The 18605-nt window shown below is 68.1% G+C and carries 14 protein-coding genes; 10 read left to right on the plus strand and 4 right to left on the minus strand.

The genetic code is table 11. The features are described 5' to 3' along the window. The first annotated feature begins 125 nt into the window (after positions 1-125). From ABIE41_RS15760 to ABIE41_RS15780, 5 genes are all read left to right on the plus strand, one after another. The gene (locus ABIE41_RS15760) at positions 126-527 is read left to right on the plus strand and encodes a DUF350 domain-containing protein (RefSeq protein ID WP_192641274.1); all 402 of its coding nucleotides are present in this window, start codon (positions 126-128) and stop codon (positions 525-527) included. A gap of 13 nt (positions 528-540) precedes the next feature. Next, entirely contained in the window at positions 541-1164 is a 624-nt protein-coding gene (locus ABIE41_RS15765; RefSeq protein ID WP_192641275.1) for a DUF1190 domain-containing protein, read from the plus strand. A gap of 1 nt (position 1165) precedes the next feature. After that, a complete protein-coding gene (locus ABIE41_RS15770) occupies positions 1166-2335 on the plus strand; it encodes a glutathionylspermidine synthase family protein (protein WP_192641276.1) in 1170 nt (389 codons plus the stop codon). 89 nt (positions 2336-2424) lie between these two features. Then, positions 2425-3324, plus strand: a complete 900-nt coding sequence (locus tag ABIE41_RS15775) for a VOC family protein (RefSeq protein ID WP_192641277.1) — start codon at positions 2425-2427, stop codon at positions 3322-3324. 42 nt (positions 3325-3366) lie between these two features. Then, a complete protein-coding gene (locus ABIE41_RS15780) occupies positions 3367-3771 on the plus strand; it encodes a DUF350 domain-containing protein (RefSeq protein WP_192641278.1) in 405 nt (134 codons plus the stop codon). Positions 3772-3790: 19 nt separating this feature from the next. Here the strand turns inward: ABIE41_RS15780 and mdoH are convergent, their stop codons facing one another. Together mdoH and ABIE41_RS15790 are read right to left on the minus strand one after the other, a co-directional pair. Further along, positions 3791-5974 carry a glucans biosynthesis glucosyltransferase MdoH gene (gene mdoH, locus ABIE41_RS15785; protein WP_192641279.1) on the minus strand — a complete coding sequence of 728 codons (2184 nt, stop codon included), beginning with the start codon at positions 5972-5974 and terminating at the stop codon, positions 3791-3793. Then, positions 5962-7524: an OpgD/OpgG family glucan biosynthesis protein gene (locus ABIE41_RS15790; RefSeq protein ID WP_354192466.1), complete on the minus strand. Its 1563-nt coding sequence runs from the start codon at positions 7522-7524 to the stop codon at positions 5962-5964. The genes mdoH and ABIE41_RS15790 overlap by 13 nt, the downstream gene beginning before the upstream one ends. A 265-nt stretch (positions 7525-7789) precedes the next feature. On the opposite strand from ABIE41_RS15790, the gene glmU reads away from it, so the two are divergent. Both glmU and glmS read left to right on the plus strand, forming a co-directional pair. Continuing rightward, positions 7790-9154, plus strand: a complete 1365-nt coding sequence (gene glmU, locus ABIE41_RS15795) for a bifunctional UDP-N-acetylglucosamine diphosphorylase/glucosamine-1-phosphate N-acetyltransferase GlmU (RefSeq protein ID WP_192642812.1) — start codon at positions 7790-7792, stop codon at positions 9152-9154. A gap of 114 nt (positions 9155-9268) precedes the next feature. Beyond that, a complete protein-coding gene (glmS, locus tag ABIE41_RS15800; RefSeq protein ID WP_192641280.1) occupies positions 9269-11095 on the plus strand; it encodes a glutamine--fructose-6-phosphate transaminase (isomerizing) in 1827 nt (608 codons plus the stop codon). Between the two features lie 13 nt (positions 11096-11108). Here the strand turns inward: glmS and ABIE41_RS15805 are convergent, their stop codons facing one another. After that, positions 11109-11486, minus strand: coding sequence for a YbaN family protein (locus ABIE41_RS15805; protein ID WP_192641281.1), 378 nt, complete (start codon positions 11484-11486; stop codon positions 11109-11111). Positions 11487-11665: 179 nt separating this feature from the next. On the opposite strand from ABIE41_RS15805, the gene ABIE41_RS15810 reads away from it, so the two are divergent. Further along, positions 11666-12388 (plus strand): DUF502 domain-containing protein, encoded by a 723-nt coding sequence (locus ABIE41_RS15810; RefSeq protein WP_192641282.1) that lies wholly within the window; start codon positions 11666-11668, stop codon positions 12386-12388. Here the strand turns inward: ABIE41_RS15810 and recG are convergent. Next, the gene (gene recG / locus ABIE41_RS15815; protein ID WP_192641283.1) at positions 12366-14468 is read right to left on the minus strand and encodes an ATP-dependent DNA helicase RecG; all 2103 of its coding nucleotides are present in this window, start codon (positions 14466-14468) and stop codon (positions 12366-12368) included. The two genes, ABIE41_RS15810 and recG, sit on opposite strands and share 23 nt — an antisense overlap. Before the next feature lie 162 nt (positions 14469-14630). Between recG and ABIE41_RS15820 the strand changes: the two genes are divergently transcribed. Next, positions 14631-14927, plus strand: coding sequence for an FAD assembly factor SdhE (locus ABIE41_RS15820; protein WP_192641284.1), 297 nt, complete (start codon positions 14631-14633; stop codon positions 14925-14927). A gap of 117 nt (positions 14928-15044) precedes the next feature. Beyond that, a complete protein-coding gene (mfd, locus tag ABIE41_RS15825) occupies positions 15045-18593 on the plus strand; it encodes a transcription-repair coupling factor (protein ID WP_192641285.1) in 3549 nt (1182 codons plus the stop codon). Positions 18594-18605 lie beyond the last annotated feature (12 nt).

The following is an 18605-nucleotide window of genomic DNA, read 5'->3' on the forward strand; positions in this document are numbered from 1 at the left end:
GACCTTGTCGCGCCATACGGGCCGGGCCCGTTGTTCACCGTCCTCATCCATTTGGCTGATGCGTTGACCTGTCGAGATGCGAATGGTCTGATCGATGGACAGTCAATGACGCCGGGGGCGACGGCATGGCGATCTCGATGGCGGGGCTACCCGCCTTCCTCCTCTATTTCGTCGTCGGCGCTGCGTTGATCGGCTGCTTTACGGCGGTCTATCTCCGGTTGACGGCCCATGACGAGCTGGCGCTGATCCGCGGCGGCAATCTCTCGGCGGCAGTGGCGCTGGGCGGCAATGTGACGGGGTTCTCGATCCCGCTCGAGAAGGCCATCGCCCAGGCCAGCAGCATTCCCGATCTGGTGCTCTGGGCGCTGGCGGCCATGATCATCCAGTTCGGCGCCTATGGGCTGGCGCGCCTCCTGATTCCCGAGCTGTCGCGCAAGATCGAGGAGGACCGGCTGCCCTCGGCGGCGATGTTGGCCGTCATCGCGGTGATCTCGGGCACGCTGGCGGCCGCCAGCATGACCGTCTGAGCGGGAGGCGTCGATGAAGCGCTCGACCCAGATCGGTCTCGCGGCGGCCGGCGTCGTGCTCGTCGCGACGATCTGGGGCAGCGGGCGCGAGGAGGTGACGGAGGAGAGCCTCGTCTACAACAGCCTCGCCGATTGCCGCGCCGGCGGCCAACTCACCTCGACGCAATGCGAGCAGCGCTTCAACGAGGCGACTGCCAACCATCTGCGCGACGCGAAGAAGTTTTCCAGCACCAGCGCCTGCGAGGCGGAATATGGTGCGGGTTCCTGCCGTTCGGCTGTCTGGAACGGCGCCTCGGTCGTGGTGCCGGCGCTGGCGGGGATCATGCTGGCCCGCAGCTTCGCCCAGGGGGGCGGGGCCGCGCAGCCGCTTCTGCCGCCGACGCGGGAGGCCTGCCCGACGGGGAGCACGGCGCCCGAATGCCAGCAGGCGCGCTCGTCCTCTTCCGGCGGCAGCAGCGGCGGTGGCAGCTATGGCGGCCGCGGCTCCTCCTCGTCTCGCGCCTATTCGACGACCTCGGGCGCGGCTCTGGTGGCGCGCAGCGGCAGCTCGCCCGGCGTCGCGACGACCACGAGCACGACCTCGCGCGGCGGCTTCGGCTCGACGGCGCGCTCCTACTCCTCGTCCTCATCCTCCTGAGATGCGTCGGGTTCCCCTGGCACCGCGCCCGGACTGGCAGACCCAGGTCGAGCGGCTGGGCTTCGCCTTCCACACGCTCGACGGCGCGACCTATTGGGACGAGAGCGTCGCCTATGCCTTCACGCTGGAGCAGATCGAGCGGGATATCGAGGCGCCGACAGAGGCGATCGAGCAGCTCTGCTTCGCCTTCATCGAGAAGGCCATCGACGACGATGCCATGCTGACGCGACTGGCGATTCCGTCCGCGCAGTGGGAGCTGATCCGCGACAGCTGGAAGCGCGGCGACCGCAACCTCTATGGCCGGCTCGACCTCGCCTATGACGGCAAGGGGCCCGCCAAGCTGCTGGAATACAACGCCGATACGCCGACGGCTCTGTTCGAATCGGCCGTCGTGCAGTGGGACTGGCTGGAGCAGGCGATGGCGCGTGGCGTGCTGCGGCCCGGCTGCGATCAGTTCAACTCTCTGCATGAGCGGCTGATCGCGGCCTTCGGCCAACTCCGACAGCCCTCGCCCTACCGGCTGCATCTGGCCTGCGTCCAGAACAGCGCGGAGGACCGCGGCACGGTGGACTATCTGATGGAGTGCGCTGTCCAGGCCGGGCTCGATGCGCGCTTCACCTTTGTCGAGGAGATCGGCCTGCTCTCTGACGGGCGCTTCTGCGACGGTGCCAACCAGCCGATCGAGACGCTGTTCAAGCTCTACCCCTGGGAGTGGCTCTTCCGCGAGGGCTATGCGGCAAGCCTGGCCTCGTCCCGCTGCCAGTTCGTCGAACCGCCCTGGAGGGCTCTGCTCTCGAACAAGGGGTTGCTGGCCTGCCTGTGGGAGATGGAGCCGGGTCACCCCAATCTCCTGCCCGCCTTCTTCGAGGACGATCCGCGCTGCGCCGGGCTCTCGGCACGGCTGGTGCGCAAGCCGCTCTATTCGCGCGAGGGCGCCAATGTCACCCTGACGGAGCGCGGAAGGGTCCTCGACAGCGACGACGGGCCCTATGGCGCGGAGGGTTTCATCCTGCAGGATGCTGCGCCCAACCTGTTCCGGTCCGACGGGCACTACGCCGTGCTCGGTTCATGGCTCGTCGCCTCGCAAGCCTGCGGGCTCTGCCTTCGCGAGGATGTCACACCCATCACGCGCAACACCTCGAGTTTCGTGCCGCATTACATCGACGGGTGAGCGGGGCGGGCCGGCGGGCCAGCGCGCATGACCGCAGCCGGGCGATCTGCTAGTGATGCTTCCCGAGCCTGCTGCAAGCGAGCCAGTCCATGCCTGAGACGACCCAGCCTGCCACGACCCTCACGGCGGCGCCGCGCGGCCTCGACCATCTGGTGATCGGGGTGCGCGACCTCGACGCGGCCGGCGCCTTCTATGAGCGCCTCGGCTTCACCGTCGGCGCCAGAAACCGCCATCCCTGGGGGACGGAAAACCGGATCGTGCAGTTCCCGGGCTCGTTCCTGGAGCTGATCACGATCGGCGATGCGAGCGCGATCGTGCCGCCGGCGCCGCGCCAGTTCTCCTTCGGCCAGTTTGTCAGCGACGCACTGGTACGGGGCGAGGGGCTCTCGATGCTCGTGCTCGAAAGCACCGATGCCAAGGCGGATGCGCAGGCGTTCAAGACAGCGGGCATCGGCGATTTCGAACCCTTCTTCTTCGAACGGCAGGCCAAGCGGCCCGATGGCAGCATCGTACGTGTTGCCTTTTCGCTGGCCTTCGCCGCCGATCCGCGGGCGCCGGAATGCGGTTTCTTCGTCTGCCAGCAGCACGAGCCGCAGAATTTCTGGAATCCGGCCTTCCAGCAGCATGCCAACGGCGCCAGTGCGCTCTCCGCCGCGGTGCTGGTGACGGAAGACCCTGCGGCCCATCGCGTCTTCCTCTCCGCCTTCGCCGGGTTCCCCGAGGTGCTGGAGGGCAATGCCGAATATGTGCTCGGCCTGCCGCGCGGGCGGCTCGACGTGCTCGACCCGGAGGCCGCGCAGGCGATCTACCATGTCGAGCCGGACACGACGCCGGCGCGTTTCCTCGGCTTCTGCGTCACCGTGCCGGATCTCGACGCCGTCGCGGCGAAGCTTGAGGCAGCTGACATCGCCTTCGGACAAGGCGAGGACCGGATCGTGGTTCCGGCCGAGGCGGCGATGGGCTGCGTGATTGCCTTCGAGCGGGGATGAGCGTCAGGATCGGTCCGCTCCCTCTGATGGATTCGGACCGACATGATCGCCCAGGCGCTGCTGAAGCTTCCCGATTTTGCCCTGTTCTTCTCGGTGTCGCTGGCGCTGGTCGGCGTCTACCTGCTGATCTACACGGTCGCGACCTCGCATAACGAGTTCGGGCTGATCCGGCAGAACAACATCGCCGCGGCGCTCTCGCTGGGCCTCAGCCTGACCGGGTTCGCGCTGCCGCTGTCGAGCGCCGTCGTGCATTCGACGACCATCGCCGACCTGCTGGTCTGGGGCGTGGTCGCGATCATCGTGCAGCTGATCGTCTATGTGCTGGTGCGAATCGTGCTGCCGAACCTCTCGGCCCGGATCGCGGCGGGCGAACTCGCCGCGGCCCTGTTCCTCGGTGCCGCCTCGCTCGCGGCTGGCGTCATCAACGCGGCCGCAATGAGCTTCTAAGGCGACCGCGGGCAGAAGTTCAGGTAGCCGGGCGCTCGGCCGGCAGAGAGGCCAGCAGCGCCACCAGCGCCCGGTCGTGCAGCACGACCATGCGCTCCTTCGGCTTCAGCCAGATCGCCGCGTCGTCGATCGTCTCGGCATCGACGAGCTTGGCCTGCGCCACGGCGCGGTCGGCTTCGATCTCGCCGCGGCGACGCGGCGGCGGCTCGGGCAGCATGGCCTCATGGGCCTCGCGCAGCGCCGGCTCGGCATGGAGCGCGCGAAGCCCGTCGGCGTCGTCATAGCCCGCCGCCGCGAACTCGGCCTGCAGCGCATTGGCCCTCAGCGCCACGGCCGGGGGATCGCCTTCCTCGGGCGTGTAGAGCAGCTTGCGCCGCTTCAGCCAAAGCCCGATGGCGAGCTGGCCCGAGGCCCAGGAGAGCGGGATCGCCAGCACGAGGCCGACGATCGTCGGCGACATCCAGGCGAACAGCGAGGTCGCGATCAGGAAGGCCGAGATACCGGTGACGAGCCCCATCACCGTGTGCATGCGGTGGCGGCGGACGATGTCCTTGAGCGGGATCGAGCCATCGTCGCGGCGCTGCGGATTCCAGCCGGTGTCGCGGCCGAGCAGGATCTGGAAGACCGAGCCGGACTGGATCAGCATCATGATCGGCGCGAAGAAGGCCGAGAACAGGACCTCGATCAGCGCCGAGATGATGAGGCGGATCGCGCCGCCGCCGGCTCGCCTGAGCTTGCTGTTGAACAGCGTCAGCAGCAGCCCGAACAGCTTCGGTGCCAGCAGGATCGCCATGGTCAGGGCGAAGAGGTTCAGCGCGCGCTCGGGGTCGAAGCGCGGCCAGACCGGGAAGAGGGTGAACTCCTGGGTGAAGTACTCCGGCCGCGCATAGCTGACCTGAAGCACGATCAGGATGCCGACCACGAGCTGCATCAGCCAGAGTGGCGAGGCGAGATAGCCCATGATGCCAGTGGCGAAATGCTGGCGTGTCGGTGCGACGAAGCCCTTGGCACCGATGATGCGCGAATGCTGCAGATTGCCCTGGCACCAGCGCCGGTCACGCACCGAGACGTCGATCAGCGAGGGCGGGCTCTCCTCATAGGAGCCCGTCAGGTCCGGCAGCATATAGACCGACCAGCCGGCGCGGCGGATCAGGGCGGCCTCGACGAAGTCGTGGCTCAGCACATGCCCGCCGAACGGCGGCTTGCCCTTGAGATCGGGCAGGCCGCAATGGTCGGCGAAGGCCTGGGTGCGGATGATCGCGTTGTGGCCCCAGTAATTCCCGTCGCGGCCCGACCACATGGCGAGGCCAGTGGCGATGACGGGGCCATAGACCCGCGCGGCGAACTGCTGAAGCCGCGCGAAGAAGGTGTTGCGGTTGATGATCAGCGGCAGCGACTGGATGATGCCGGCATCGGGGTCGGCCTCCATCGCGGCCGCGAGGCGCACGATGCAGGTGCCGGTCATCAGGCTGTCGGCGTCGAGCACGACCATGTGCTCGTAATGGCCACCCCAGCGCGTGACGAAATCGGCGATGTTGCCGGCCTTGCGGTGATGGTTCTTCGGGCGATGCCGGTAATAGACCCGCGCCTCGGGGCCGAGCCGCTCGCGCAGCGCCAGGAAGGCGCGCTCCTCGGCAATCCAGACGTCCGGATTGGTCGTGTCGGAGACGATGAAATAGTCGAAATGGCTGCCGAGCCCGGTCGCCTCGACCGATTCCCGGATCGCCGCTAGGGCGGCGAAGGTGCGGGCGGTCGATTCATTGTAGATCGGCATCACCACGACGGTGCGATGCTGCAGGGTGTCGACATGGACCGGGCGCGAGCGGTCGAAGAGCAGCCCGAAGAAGCCCAGGACGGCGCTGGTGAAGGCCAGCGCAATCCAGGAGAAGTTGACCGTGAACAGGACGAGCAGGACGTACTGCAGCGAGGTCGTGCGGCTGACCGACACGACATTGTACATTTCCCAGGCGCCATAGGCGGTGAGCACGAGGCCGCCGCCGAAGACGAAGAGGCGCTTCAGCCAGGGCGTCTTCCAATCGCGCGGCGCGACCGGCCTGCGGCCATCCTCGTCCTTCCAGCTGCGGAACGACTGCACCGGCATGATCAGGCGGTTCTCGGGCGGGGTCGCGGGAAGCGGGCGTGCCGCAGCCGCGTGATCCGGCGCCGCGACCGCGCCGGATCGGGTCGCCGTCACCACGTCCATCGATTCAACCAGGTCTCGGACACGGGCTGCCCTCCGGACTGCAGGACGAGCCGTAGCTCGCAGAGGGAATCGGTGCCGGGATCCACTTCGAAGCCGACGCGCATGAGCTTGCGCTCGGGAAAGGGCCAGAGCCGGACATTGTGAATCTGGCCGGGCGTCGTGCTGATATTGGCGCGGGTCGAGGCGACGGTGCCGGCATCCGCCAGCCGGTCACCCGTGAAGTCGACCAGGAAACGCCGGCGGCGGCCCTGCGAACCACGGCCCTGGCGCATCCGCGTCGCCAGAGCCAGACCCGGCCGCTCGGGCGGCTGCCAGCACCAGGCCTGGCGGTAGGCGATCGAGGTCTCGCTGCCGGCTGCCAGGGGCTGGCGCGGGCGCCAGTACATGATGACGTTGTCGTTGATGTCGGATTCGCTGGGTATCTCGATGAGCTGGACCGAACCGGCCCCCCATTCGCCGAGCGGCTCCATCCAGACGCTCGGCCGCAGCTCGAAGCGCTGATCGTCGTCCATGAAGGCGGCGGGGTCGCGCTCGCGCTGGACCAGCCCGAAGCCCTTGGGGTTGCTGTCCATGAAGGACGAAACCTGGAGCGTCGCCGGGTTGCTGACCGGGCGGTAGATCCATTCACCCGTGCCGGAGCGCATCTGGACGCCGGAGATCTCGTGCACCGCCGGGCGCGCATCATCAAAGCTGCGGCGGCTCTGTGGCCCCGAGAGGAAGGTGCCCATCGTGCAGCCGAAGCCGATATGGTCGAGCGCCTGGCGGGCGAAGAGGGTCATCTCGACATCGATGAGGGTCACGTCGCCGGGGCGCAGCGTCATCCGCAGCGCGCCTGTCAGGCTCTCGGAATCGAGCAGGGCATGGATGACGAGCAGGCCCGAGGCCGGGCTCGGGCGCTCGATCCAGAAGGCGCGGAAGAACGGAATCTCCTCGCCGCGCGTTTCGCCCGGACGCAAAATCAAGGCGCGTGCGAGCGCGCCGAAGTTCTGGCCGCGTGCCAGCGAGCGGAAGAAGGTCGCGCCCTGGAACATCGCGACCTCGAAGGGCCGCTCGAGCCCAGTCGCGATCCGCATCCCGGAGAACTGCAGATCGACATTGGTCGGCGGCGGCGTAACGCGGCCGTAATCGAATTTGGCGCGATCGAAGGTGATACGGCGGACCGTGTCGTCCTCGATCGTGAACAGACTCACCGGATTGGAGAAGACGTAGCCGCGGTGCAGCGGCTCGATGGTGAAGCCGCGATTCTCGCCGGCCCAGATCAAGGCGCCCGGCTGGGCGCGGATGCCGGCATACTGGTCGAAGGGCAGGGAGGCGTAGCCATCGGGCAGATCGGTCGCGACGAGCGGCACGACCGGGCGCTGCGCCAGGATGCGCGCGGCCTCGACGACGAGCGAGGGATCGAAGGTCTTTCCCTCGAACAGGAAGGACTGGTTGATCGCGGCCAGCGGCGTCTGCGACTGGGCGCGAGCCGCGCCCGTCGCGAGAAGCGAGGCCGCCGCGGCTCCGCCGGAACCTTCGAGAAACTGCCGACGATTCAAAGGTTTCGACATCAGACCCAACATGCGCGGACGACGCCCTCGTCCTCGCGCGCTTCTAGAGCATTTCCGGGTGACATGAAAAGCGGCAGGGCCGGCGAAAGATGGCCGATGACGTGTCTCCTCGGGTGGCGGCAGCAGAGGTAGCCCACAACGGGGCGCCCGACTTTGGCAAATGATAGTGGGATCGGCTATCCACGGCCGTTGCAACACCACCATGCGCCGGCTCGACCGCCCAAGGGCCGTCGCGGCGGCAAAGGAACCGATAATCATGACGGAAATGCAGCCCGCCCGGTCCTGCCTCGCGATTCTCCTGGCCGCCGGCGAAGGCACGCGGATGCGCTCGCAGCGTCCCAAGGTGCTCCACGAGATCGGTGGGCGTTCGCTGCTGGGCCATGCGCTGACGGCGCTGGCGACTGCGGGAGCCGACAGGGTGGTGGTCGTCGTCGGGCCCGGGCGGGAGGATGTGGCCGAGGCGGCGCGCCGCCTGCTGCCGGAGTTGACGATCGCCGTGCAGGCCGAGCGACGCGGCACAGCCCATGCCGCGCTCGCCGCTCGTGAAGCACTCGCCGCGGGCTTCGACGACGTGATCGTCGCCTTCGCCGACACGCCGCTGATCCGGCCGGACACCTTTGGCGCGCTGCGGGCGGAACTGGCGCGCGGCGCATGCGTCGTGGCGCTAGGCTTCGAGGCGCAGGACCCGACCGGCTATGGCCGTCTGCTGCTGCGTGATGGCGCGCTGGAGGCCATCGTCGAGCACAAGGACGCAACGCCCGATCAGCGCGCCGTCCGCTTCTGCAATGCGGGGCTGATGGCGCTCGACGGGAAAAACGCTCTGAGCCTGCTCGAGGCGATCGGCAACGACAATGCACAGTCGGAATTCTATCTGCCCGACGCGGTCGCGCTGGCGCGGGGGCGTGGCCTCGAGGCGCGTGCGATCGCGGCGCCGGAGAGCGAGGTCCAGGGCGTCAACGACCGGATCCAGCTCGCCACGGCGGAGGCCGAGTTCCAGCGCCGCAAACGCCGCGAAGTGATGGCGGCAGGCGCGACGCTGACGGCGCCCGAGACGGTGTTCTTCAGCCACGACACCGCGATCGGGCGCGATGTGCTGATCGAGCCGCATGTCGTTTTTGGGCCGGGGGTCAGCGTAGCGGACGGGGCCGTGATCCACGCCTTCTCGCATCTCGAGGGCGCCGAGGTCGGGCCGCAGGCGAGCGTCGGGCCCTATGCCCGGCTGCGGCCCGGGGCCCGGCTCGCCGACAAGGCCAAGGTCGGCAATTTTGTGGAGATCAAGGCGGCTGAGATCGGCGCCGGCGCCAAGGTCAGCCACCTCACCTATATCGGTGACGCGACTGTCGGCGCCGAGGCGAATATCGGTGCGGGCACGATCACGTGCAATTACGACGGCTTCTTCAAGTATCGCACGATCATCGGGGAAGGCGCCTTCGTCGGCTCGAACTCCTCTCTCGTCGCACCCGTCACGATCGGCGCGGGCGCAATTGTCGGCTCGGGTTCCGTCGTGACCGAAGACGTTGCCGCCGACGCGCTGGCGCTCGGCCGCGGGCGACAGGTCGTCAAGGACGGTTGGGCGAAGAGCTTCCGCGAGGCCGCGCAGGCCCGCAAGGCCGCCGTCAGTAAGCCCTGAAAGGCGGCGATCTGCGCAAGTCGCCATTCATAGTTCGACATTTAGAGTGATTTTGCCGGTTGACGCGAAGCCGCTATGCGGAGGGCGAACGGCAACGGCTGAAGAGGTTCACGCATGTGCGGCATCGTCGGGATTCTGGGCAAGGAAGCAGTCGCGACCCAGGTGGTCGAGGCGCTGAGGCGGCTCGAATATCGCGGATATGACTCGGCTGGCGTCGCCACGCTGGAGCATGGCCAGCTCACCCGCCGCCGCGCCGAGGGCAAGCTCAAGAATCTCGAAGTCCGCCTGTCCAGCGAACCGCTCGAGGGGCTGATCGGCATCGGCCACACCCGCTGGGCGACGCATGGCAAGCCCAACGAGACCAATGCCCATCCGCACGCCACCGCCAAGCTCGCCGTCGTCCATAACGGCATCATCGAGAATTTCCGCGAGCTGCGCAGCGAACTCCAAACCGACGGCTATGTTTTTGCGACCGAAACCGACACCGAGATCGTCGCGTTTCTGGTGACGCGCGAACTAGACCGCGGCCTGAGCCCGGTCGAGGCCGTGGCGGCGAGCCTGCCGCGACTGCGCGGCGCCTTCGCGCTCGCCTTCCTGTTCGAAGGCGAGGAAGATCTCCTGATCGGCGCCCGCAAGGGTTCGCCGCTCGCCGTCGGCATCGGTGACGGCGAGATGTATCTTGGCTCCGACGCGCTGGCTCTCGCCCCCTTCACCAACCTCATCGCCTATCTCGAAGAGGGCGACTGGGTCGTGCTCAATCGAAAGGGCGCGACCTTTTACGACAAGGCCAACCAGCCCGTGCAGCGCCGCGCCCAGCGCGTCGCGGCGGGGGCCTTCCTCGTCGAGAAGGGCAATCATCGCCACTTCATGGCGAAGGAAATCTATGAGCAGCCCGAGGTCGTCGGCCATACGCTGACGCAGTATCTCGACATGGCGGCCGGCCGGGTGCGCCTGCCCTTCGAGGGACAGGTCGACTGGGAGTCGCTGTCGCGGCTCTCCATCTCGGCCTGCGGCACGGCCTATTACGCCGGACTGACAGCGAAATACTGGTTCGAGAGGCTGGCCCGCCTGCCTGTCGAGATCGACGTCGCCTCGGAGTTCCGTTATCGCGAGGCGCCGTTGCCGGATAAGGGGCTGGCGCTCTTCGTCTCGCAATCGGGAGAGACGGCCGACACGCTGGCCTGCCTGCGCTACGCCCGGCAGGAGCAGCAGACGGTTCTCTCCGTCGTCAATGTGCCAACCTCGACGATCGCGCGCGAAAGCGATGCGGTCGCGCCGACCATGGCAGGGCCGGAGATCGGCGTCGCTTCGACCAAGGCCTATACCTGCCAGCTCACCGCGCTCGCCTGCCTGGCGCTCGCCGCCGCGCGGGGGCGCGGGACGTTGTCGGCAGAAGAAGAGGCGCGCCACGTCCAGAGCCTGATCGCGTTGCCGGGGCTGATGGCGAAGGCGCTGGAACTGGAACCGGAGATCGAGAAGCTCGCCCGCGAGCTCTCCAAGGCCCGCGACGTGCTCTATCTCGGCCGCGGCACGAGCTTTCCGCTGGCGCTCGAAGGCGCACTGAAGCTGAAGGAAATCAGCTACATCCACGCGGAAGGCTATCCGGCAGGCGAACTCAAGCACGGGCCGATCGCGCTGATCGACGAGGATATGCCGGTGATCGTCGTGGCGCCGCATGACGCGCTGTTCGAGAAGACCGCCTCCAACATGCAGGAGGTCGCCGCACGCGGCGGGCGCATCATCCTGATCACCGATGCGAAGGGCGCCGCCGAATGCGGCATCGAGCCCGAAGCGACGATCATCATGCCCGACATGGACCCGACCTTCGCGGCCATTGTCTATGCCCTGCCGATCCAGATGATCGCCTATCAGACGGCGGTTTTCATGGGCAAGGACGTCGACCAGCCGCGCAATCTGGCCAAATCCGTCACCGTGGAGTGACGGCCGGGCCGGTTTACGGTTCCGGGCGGCTGGCGACATAGACGCCCGCCGCCAGCAAGCAGGCGCCGGTCGTCCAGAGGGCGATCGGCGGCGCATCGGTGCGGGTCAAAATCACGAAGCTCAGCAGCATCGAGGCGCAGGCGACGAGCTTGACCGGGCGCGCGATCGTGCCCGCTTCGCGCCAGCGCCGCACCTGCGGGCCGAGACGCGGATGACCGAGGAGCCAGGCTTCGAAACGCGGCGACGAGCGCGAGAAGCACCAGGCCGCCATGATCAGGAACACCGTCCCGGGCATCAGCGGCAGGACCAAGCCGACGACGCCCATCGCCGTGAAGAGCCAGCCCGCGGCGAAAAGAACGGGGCGCCGGTAGCGGTGGAAGCGGCGCGTCATGGCTGCGATGGCTCCGCCGATTCGCCTCGTCGAACTGCACGAAAGCATCCTCCGGGGCGGGCTCGCAAGGCCGGCGAGGGAGAAGTCCGGGCCGCTCCTTGAAATCGGCGGGTGCCGCTGGCACGTCTGTCGCATCGCGCGTTCAGCCTCGCGCCCGCCAGACTGATCGGACCGACCGCATGACGCCGACCCCGCCGGATCCCCGCCTCGTCGCGCAGGCCGACCTGCTCAACCCCAGCTTCGGGACGCGGCTGCGGCGCTATTTCCTGACCGGGCTCGTCATCGCCGCGCCGCTGGCCATCACCGCCTCGGTGACGTGGTGGTTCGTCAACTTCGTCGACGGGCTTGTGAAGCCGCTGATTCCGGCGGCCTACTGGCCCGACACGCATCTGCCCTATCCGATTCCCGGCTTCGGGCTCATCATCGGGCTGATCGGCCTCACGCTGCTCGGCTTCATGACCGCTAATCTCGTCGGTCGCACGCTGATCGATGCGGGCGAGGCGATCCTCAACCGGATGCCGGTGATCCGCGGCCTCTACAAGGGCGTGAAGCAGGTCTTCGAGACCATTTTCTCGCAGTCGGGCACCTCGTTCCGCAAGGTCGGCATGGTGCAGTTTCCGCAGCCCGGCATGTGGTCGATCGTCTTCATCGCGCAGGAGGCGGCCCCAGAGATCGCCGGGCGCCTGCCGGACGGCGACGAGCAGATTGGCGTCTTCCTGCCCTGCACGCCCAATCCGACGACAGGCTTCTTCTTCTACCTGCCTCGCCGCGAGGTGGTGGAGCTCTCGATCTCGGTGGAGGATGGGGCCAAGCTGATCATGTCGGCCGGACTGATCCAGCCCGGCGCCGTCGCCCCCAAGGGTCCATTGCGCCCGCCGGCTACCCCGCCCGCAGCAGCCTGATCGCGACATCACGCTCGAACAGATAGAGCAGGCTGCGCACCGCCTGGCCGCGCTCGCTGTCGAGCTGCGGGTCGCGCTCGATCAGGAGGCGGGCATCGTCGCGCGCCGCCGCCAGCAGGTCGCCGTCGATCTCGGGGCGGGCGATGCGCCAGTCCGGCGAGCCGGACTGCTTGGTGCCGAGCACCTCGCCCTCGCCGCGCAGGCGCAGGTCTTCCTCGGCGATGCGGAAACCGTCCTCGGTCTCGCGCATGATCGTCAGCCGCGCCTCGGCGACGGGGCCGAGCGGGCCCTTGTAGAGCAGCAGGCAGGTCGAGGCGGCCGAGCCACGGCCGATGCGCCCGCGCAGCTGGTGGAGCTGGGCCAGCCCGAAGCGCTCGGCATGCTCGATCACCATGACGCTGGCATTGGGCACGTCGACGCCGACCTCGATGACCGTGGTCGAGACCAGGATGCGGGTTTCGCCGGCGACGAAGGCGGCCATCGCGGCATCCTTGTCGCGGCCGGGCATCTGGCCATGGAGCAGCCCCACGTTGTCGCCGAAGATCTCGCGCAGGGCGTCGTAGCGTTCCTGCGCCGCGGCGACGTCGAGCGTGTCGGATTCCTGTACCAGCGGGCAGACCCAGTAGACCTGCGCGCCCTTGTCGACCGCGCGGCCGACGGCACCGACGACCTCGTCATGACGTTCCGAGGAGATCGCCTTGGTGACGATCGGCTGCCGGCCGGCGGGTTTTTCCGCGAGGATCGAGATGTCCATGTCGCCGAACCACGTCAGCGAGAGCGTGCGCGGGATCGGGGTCGCCGTCATAACGAGGATATCGACCGCCTCGCCCTTGGAGCCGAGCAGCAGGCGCTGATGCACGCCGAAGCGGTGCTGCTCGTCGACGATGGCGAGCGCGAGGTCGCGGAAGGCGACGCCCTCCTGGAACAGCGCATGGGTGCCGACGGCGATGTCGATCTCGCCGGTCGCCAGGCCTTCCAGCACGCGCGCCCGGCCCGGCCCCTTTTCACGGCCCGTGAGCAGAGCGAGCTTCAGCCCGGCCTTCTGGGCGAGCGGGGCCAATCTCTCGGCATGCTGGCGCGCCAGGATCTCGGTCGGCGCCATTAGCACGGATTGGCGGCCCGCCTCGGCGGCGGCGGCCATTGCCATCAGCGCCACCACGGTCTTGCCGGAGCCGACATCGCCCTGCAGCAGCCGTAGCATGCGCTCGGGCTTTTCCATGTCGGCATGGATGTCGGCGAGCGCCTGGCGCTGGCCGTCGGTGAGCGTGAAGGGCAGGGCGCTGGCAATGGCATGGCGCAGGCGACCGTCGCCCGCCGTCGCGCGGCCGGCGCTCTTCTTCTGCTGGCGGCGCACCAGCGCGAGCGCGACCTGGCTCGCCAGCAATTCGTCATAGGCGACGCGGCGGCGGGCGATCGTGTCGCCCTCGAGAGCCTTGAGGTCGACCGGATGATGCAGCGCCTGCATGGATTCGAGGAAGGGCGAAAAGCTGCTGCGGGCGAGGAAGGCGGGGTCCTGCCACTCCGCCAGAGCCGGGCATTTCTCGGCCGCGGCCGCGGCGATGCGGGCCATCACGCGCGGCCCGACGCCTTCGGTCAGGCCGTAGACCGGTTCGATCGCGGGCAGCGTCGCCGCATGCACGGGGTCGAGCAGTCGGTCGGGATGCACCATCTGGCGCATGCCCTCCCACAGTTCGAGCTTGCCGGAGACGATGCGGTAGGCGCCGATCGGCAGGGTCTGCAGCAGATGGCGGACATCGGCATGGAAGAAGACGAGCGTGACGTCCCCTGTCTCGTCCTCGACGAGGATGCGGTAGGGCGCCTTGCCCTTGCCGGGCGGCGGAGGGCGGTGCTCGGTGACGCGCGCCGAGAAGGTGGCGATGCCGCCGATCGGGGCATCGACGATGGTCGGGCTCGGGCGACGGTCGACCCCGCCCACCGGCAGGTGGAACAGGAGATCGACGACGCGGGCGCCGCGGGTCTCGTCGCCCATGAGCTTGTCGAGCGCCTTCGCCGTCTTGGGGCCGACGCCGGGCAGCGTCGTCACCGGGGCAAACAGCGGATCGAGCAGGGAGGGGCGCACGCGGCAACTCGGCTTGTGTCAGGAGTGCGAAGATTTGCCGCCCTTCGGCCGCTGACTTCGCGGGATGCGGGGGCTATATAGCCCGCATCGGCAGGCTCCGCGACGGGGCCGGCCCGATCCGCATTGCACCATCCCGTGGTTTCCCATCCAACCGAGGCTCCCATGAGTGGCTCGACCCGCACCAGCGCCGACCTCGATCCCCGCCGCCGCAAGATCCTGTTCCGCTCCTGGCATCGCGGCATGCGCGAGAACGACCTGATCATGGGCGGCTTCGCGGACGCCCATATCGGCGAGCTCTCCGAGGCCGAGCTGGACGAGTTCGAGCGGTTGATCGAGGTGCTCGACCGCGATCTTCTGAGCTGGATCACCGGCGAGGCCGAAGTGCCGGAGAATTACGACACCGCCGTGTTCCGCCGGCTGAAGACGTTCCACCACCATGAGCGGCCGATCCACGTCTGACGTGACGGGGCGCAACCCGGCGCAAGCGTCATGGTCGGGCTTGACCCGACCCTCTCTGAATCCATTGCCCTCTTGTCCCGAGATTCTCGGGTCCAGCCCGAGAATGACGCATTTCCCATGAGCATTCCGCCTCCCGCCCAGATCGCCAAGCTGCAGAGCGACCGCATCCTCGATGCGCTCCATCGTGGCGACAAGCCGACGTTGGCCAGTGTGCCGGACGGGTTCGACGCCGTCGTCCTGGCCGACCTGACGCGGGCCCGCGCGAAGAAGGCAGAGGGCGCGGCGATGCTCGTCTTCGTCGCCCGCGACGGCCAGCGCCTGCAAGTGCTGGAGACGGCGCTGCAGTTCGTCGCGCCCGATCTCGAGGTGATGTCCTTCCCGGCCTGGGACTGCCAGCCCTATGACCGCGTCTCGCCGGCGCCCTCCATTGTCGCGCATCGGATGACGACGCTGTCGCGGCTCGCCAAGACCAAGTCCGGCGACAAGCCGCGCCTGCTGCTGACGACGGTCAACGCCGCGCTGCAGCGCGTGCCCGCCTTCTCCAAGGTGGCCTCCGAGAGCTTTTCGGCCGCGCCAGGCAACATGGTCGATACCGAGCAGCTCGCGCGCTGGCTCGACATGAACGGCTATCTGCGCACCTCGACCGTGCGCGAGACCGGCGAATTCGCGGTGCGCGGCGGCATCGTCGATCTCTTCCCGCCGGGGATGCCAGCGCCGATCCGGCTCGACTTCTTCGGCGACACGCTGGAATCGATCCGCACCTTCGATCCCGAGACGCAGCGCACCACCGGGCAGATGCGCGGGCTCGACCTCGTGCCGATGTCCGAAGCGCAGATGACCAGCGAGAGCATCCGGCGCTTCCGCCAGAGCTACATCACCACCTTCGGCACGCCGGGTCGCGACGACACTCTCTATGAGGCGGTCAGCGAGGGCCGCCGTCCGGCCGGGCTGGAGCATTGGCTGCCGCTGCTGGCCGAGCGGCTCGACACGCTCTTCACCTATCTGCCGGACGTGCCTTTGATCCTCGACCATCAGGCCGAGGATGCGGTCGGCGAGCGCATCAGCCTGATCAAGGACTATTACGACGCCCGCAAGGCGGCGATGGACCAGCCGAGCGCCGGCGGCGTGCCCTACAAGCCGCTGAAGCCCGACGCGCTCTATCTCTCGCCGGCCGACTGGCGCGGCATCGTCGACCAGTCGGGCGTGGCCACGCTGACGCCGTTCCAGCTGCCCGACAGCGACGGCAAGCTGATCGTCGATCTCAGCGCGCGCCAGGGTCGCAGCTTCGCCGCCGAGCGCGCCGACAATGCCGGCAGCGTCTTCGATGCCGCGGTGGCGCATGTGAAGGCGCTGGAGAAGGACGGCCGGCGCGTCATTCTCTCGGCCTGGTCGGAGGGCTCGCGCGAGCGGCTGGCGCATGTGCTCGCCGATCACGGCCTCAAGACCGTGCAGATGACCGGCTCTCTGCGCGCCGCCTTCGACCTGAAGCCCGGCACCACCGCGCTCGCCGTCTGGGGCTTCGAAACCGGCTTCGAGGCCGGCAAGCTCGCCGTCATCGGCGAGCAGGATATCCTCGGCGACCGGCTGGTGCGCCCGCGCAAGAAGACGCGCCGGCCGCAGGACTTCATCGCGGAGCTGTCCTCGCTCGCGCCAGGCGATCTCGTCGTCCATGTCGATCACGGCATCGGCCGCTTCATCGGGCTGCGCTCGATCACGGCGGTCGGCGCGCCGCATGACTGCCTCGAGATCCACTACGCCGCGGATTCGAAGCTGTTTTTGCCGGTCGAGAACATCGAGCTGCTCTCACGCTATGGCTCGGAGGACACCGAGGTCGCGCTCGACCGGCTCGGCGGCGGTGGCTGGCAGGCGCGCAAGGCCAAGCTGAAGCAGCGCATCCGCGAGATGGCGGGCAAGCTCATCGCCATCGCCGCGGCGCGTGCTCTCAAGGAGGCACCGCGCCTGATCCCGCAGGAAGGGATCTACGACGAATTCTGCGCCCGCTTTCCCTATGAGGAGACCGAGGACCAGCAGAACACCATCGACGCGGTGCTCGATGACATGGCGGCGGGCCGCCCGATGGACCGGCTCGTCTGCGGCGATGTCGGCTTCGGCAAGACCGAGGTGGCGCTGCGCGCCGCCTTCGCCTGTGCGCTCGCGGGCAAGCAGGTCGCGGTGGTCGTGCCCACTACGCTGCTGGCGCGGCAGCACTACCGCAACTTCGCCGAGCGCTTCAAAGGCCTGCCGGTGAATGTCGGCCAGGCCTCGCGCTTCGTCTCGGCGCAGGACCTCAAGGCGGTGAAGGCCGGCATCAAGGACGGCACGATGGACATCGTCGTCGGCACCCATGCGCTGCTCGGCAAAGGCATCGAGTTCAAGGATCTCGGCCTCGTCATCGTCGACGAGGAGCAGCATTTCGGCGTCAACCACAAGGAGCGGCTGAAGGAGTTCCGTGCCGAGGTCCATATGCTGACGCTGACCGCGACGCCGATCCCGCGCACGCTTCAGCTCGCCATGACCGGGGTTCGCGAGCTCTCGATCATCGCGACGCCGCCGGTCGACCGCCTCGCCGTGCGCACCTTCGTGACGCCGTTCGACCCGCTGATCGTGCGCGAGGCGCTGCTGCGCGAGCGCTATCGCGGCGGGCGCTCCTTTTATGTCGTCCCGCGTATCGAGGACATCGCCGAGGTCAAGGACTTCCTCGACAAGCAGGTGCCGGAGGCCAAGGTCGGCATCGCGCATGGCCAGATGGCGGCGGGCCAGCTCGAGGACGTGATGACGGCGTTCTACGAGGGCCAGTATGATGTGCTGCTCTCGACCACGATCGTCGAATCCGGGCTCGACATCCCGACCGCCAATACGCTGATCATCCACCGTGCCGACATGTTCGGCCTGGCCCAGCTCTACCAGCTGCGCGGCCGCGTCGGCCGCTCCAAGGTGCGCGCCTATGCGCTGTTCACGGTGCCGGCGACGCGCAAGCTGACCGACCAGGCCGAGAAGCGGCTCAAGGTGCTGCAGTCGCTCGACACGCTCGGCGCCGGCTTCCAGCTTGCCAGCCACGATCTCGACATCCGCGGCGCCGGCAACCTGCTCGGCGACGAGCAGTCGGGGCATATCAAGGAGGTCGGCTACGAGCTCTACCAGCAGATGCTGGAGGAGGCGGTGGCGGCGCTGAAATCGGGCGTCGAGTTCGAGAGCGAGGCGCAGTGGTCGCCGATGATCCAGATCGGCGCGCCCGTGATGATCCCCGAGCACTACGTCACCGACCTGACGCTCAGGCTGACCCTCTACAAGCGGCTCTCGACGCTGGACGACGATGGCGACCTGCAGTCCTTCGGCGCGGAGCTGGTCGACCGGTTCGGGCCGCTGCCGGAAGAGGTCCAGCAGCTGCTCGAGATTGTCGCGATCAAGGCGCTGTGCAAGCGCGCCAATGTCGAGAAGGTCGAGGCGGGGCCCAAGGGCATCATCGTCGCCTTCCGCGACAACGAGTTCGCCAACCCGGAGGGGCTTGTCTCCTATGTCGCGAAGATCGGCACGCTGGCGAAGGTGCGCCCCGACATGCGCGTCGTCTTCATCGACGATTTCGAGACGGCCGAAGCGCGGCTGAAGGGCACGCGGCGCCTGCTCACCGATCTGGCGCGGATCGCGGAGCGCAAGAAGGCGGCGTGAGACGCGAGACCC

This window comes from Bosea sp. OAE506 (genome assembly GCF_040546595.1).
In the GTDB taxonomy this organism is placed as follows: Bacteria; Pseudomonadota; Alphaproteobacteria; order Rhizobiales; family Beijerinckiaceae; genus Allobosea.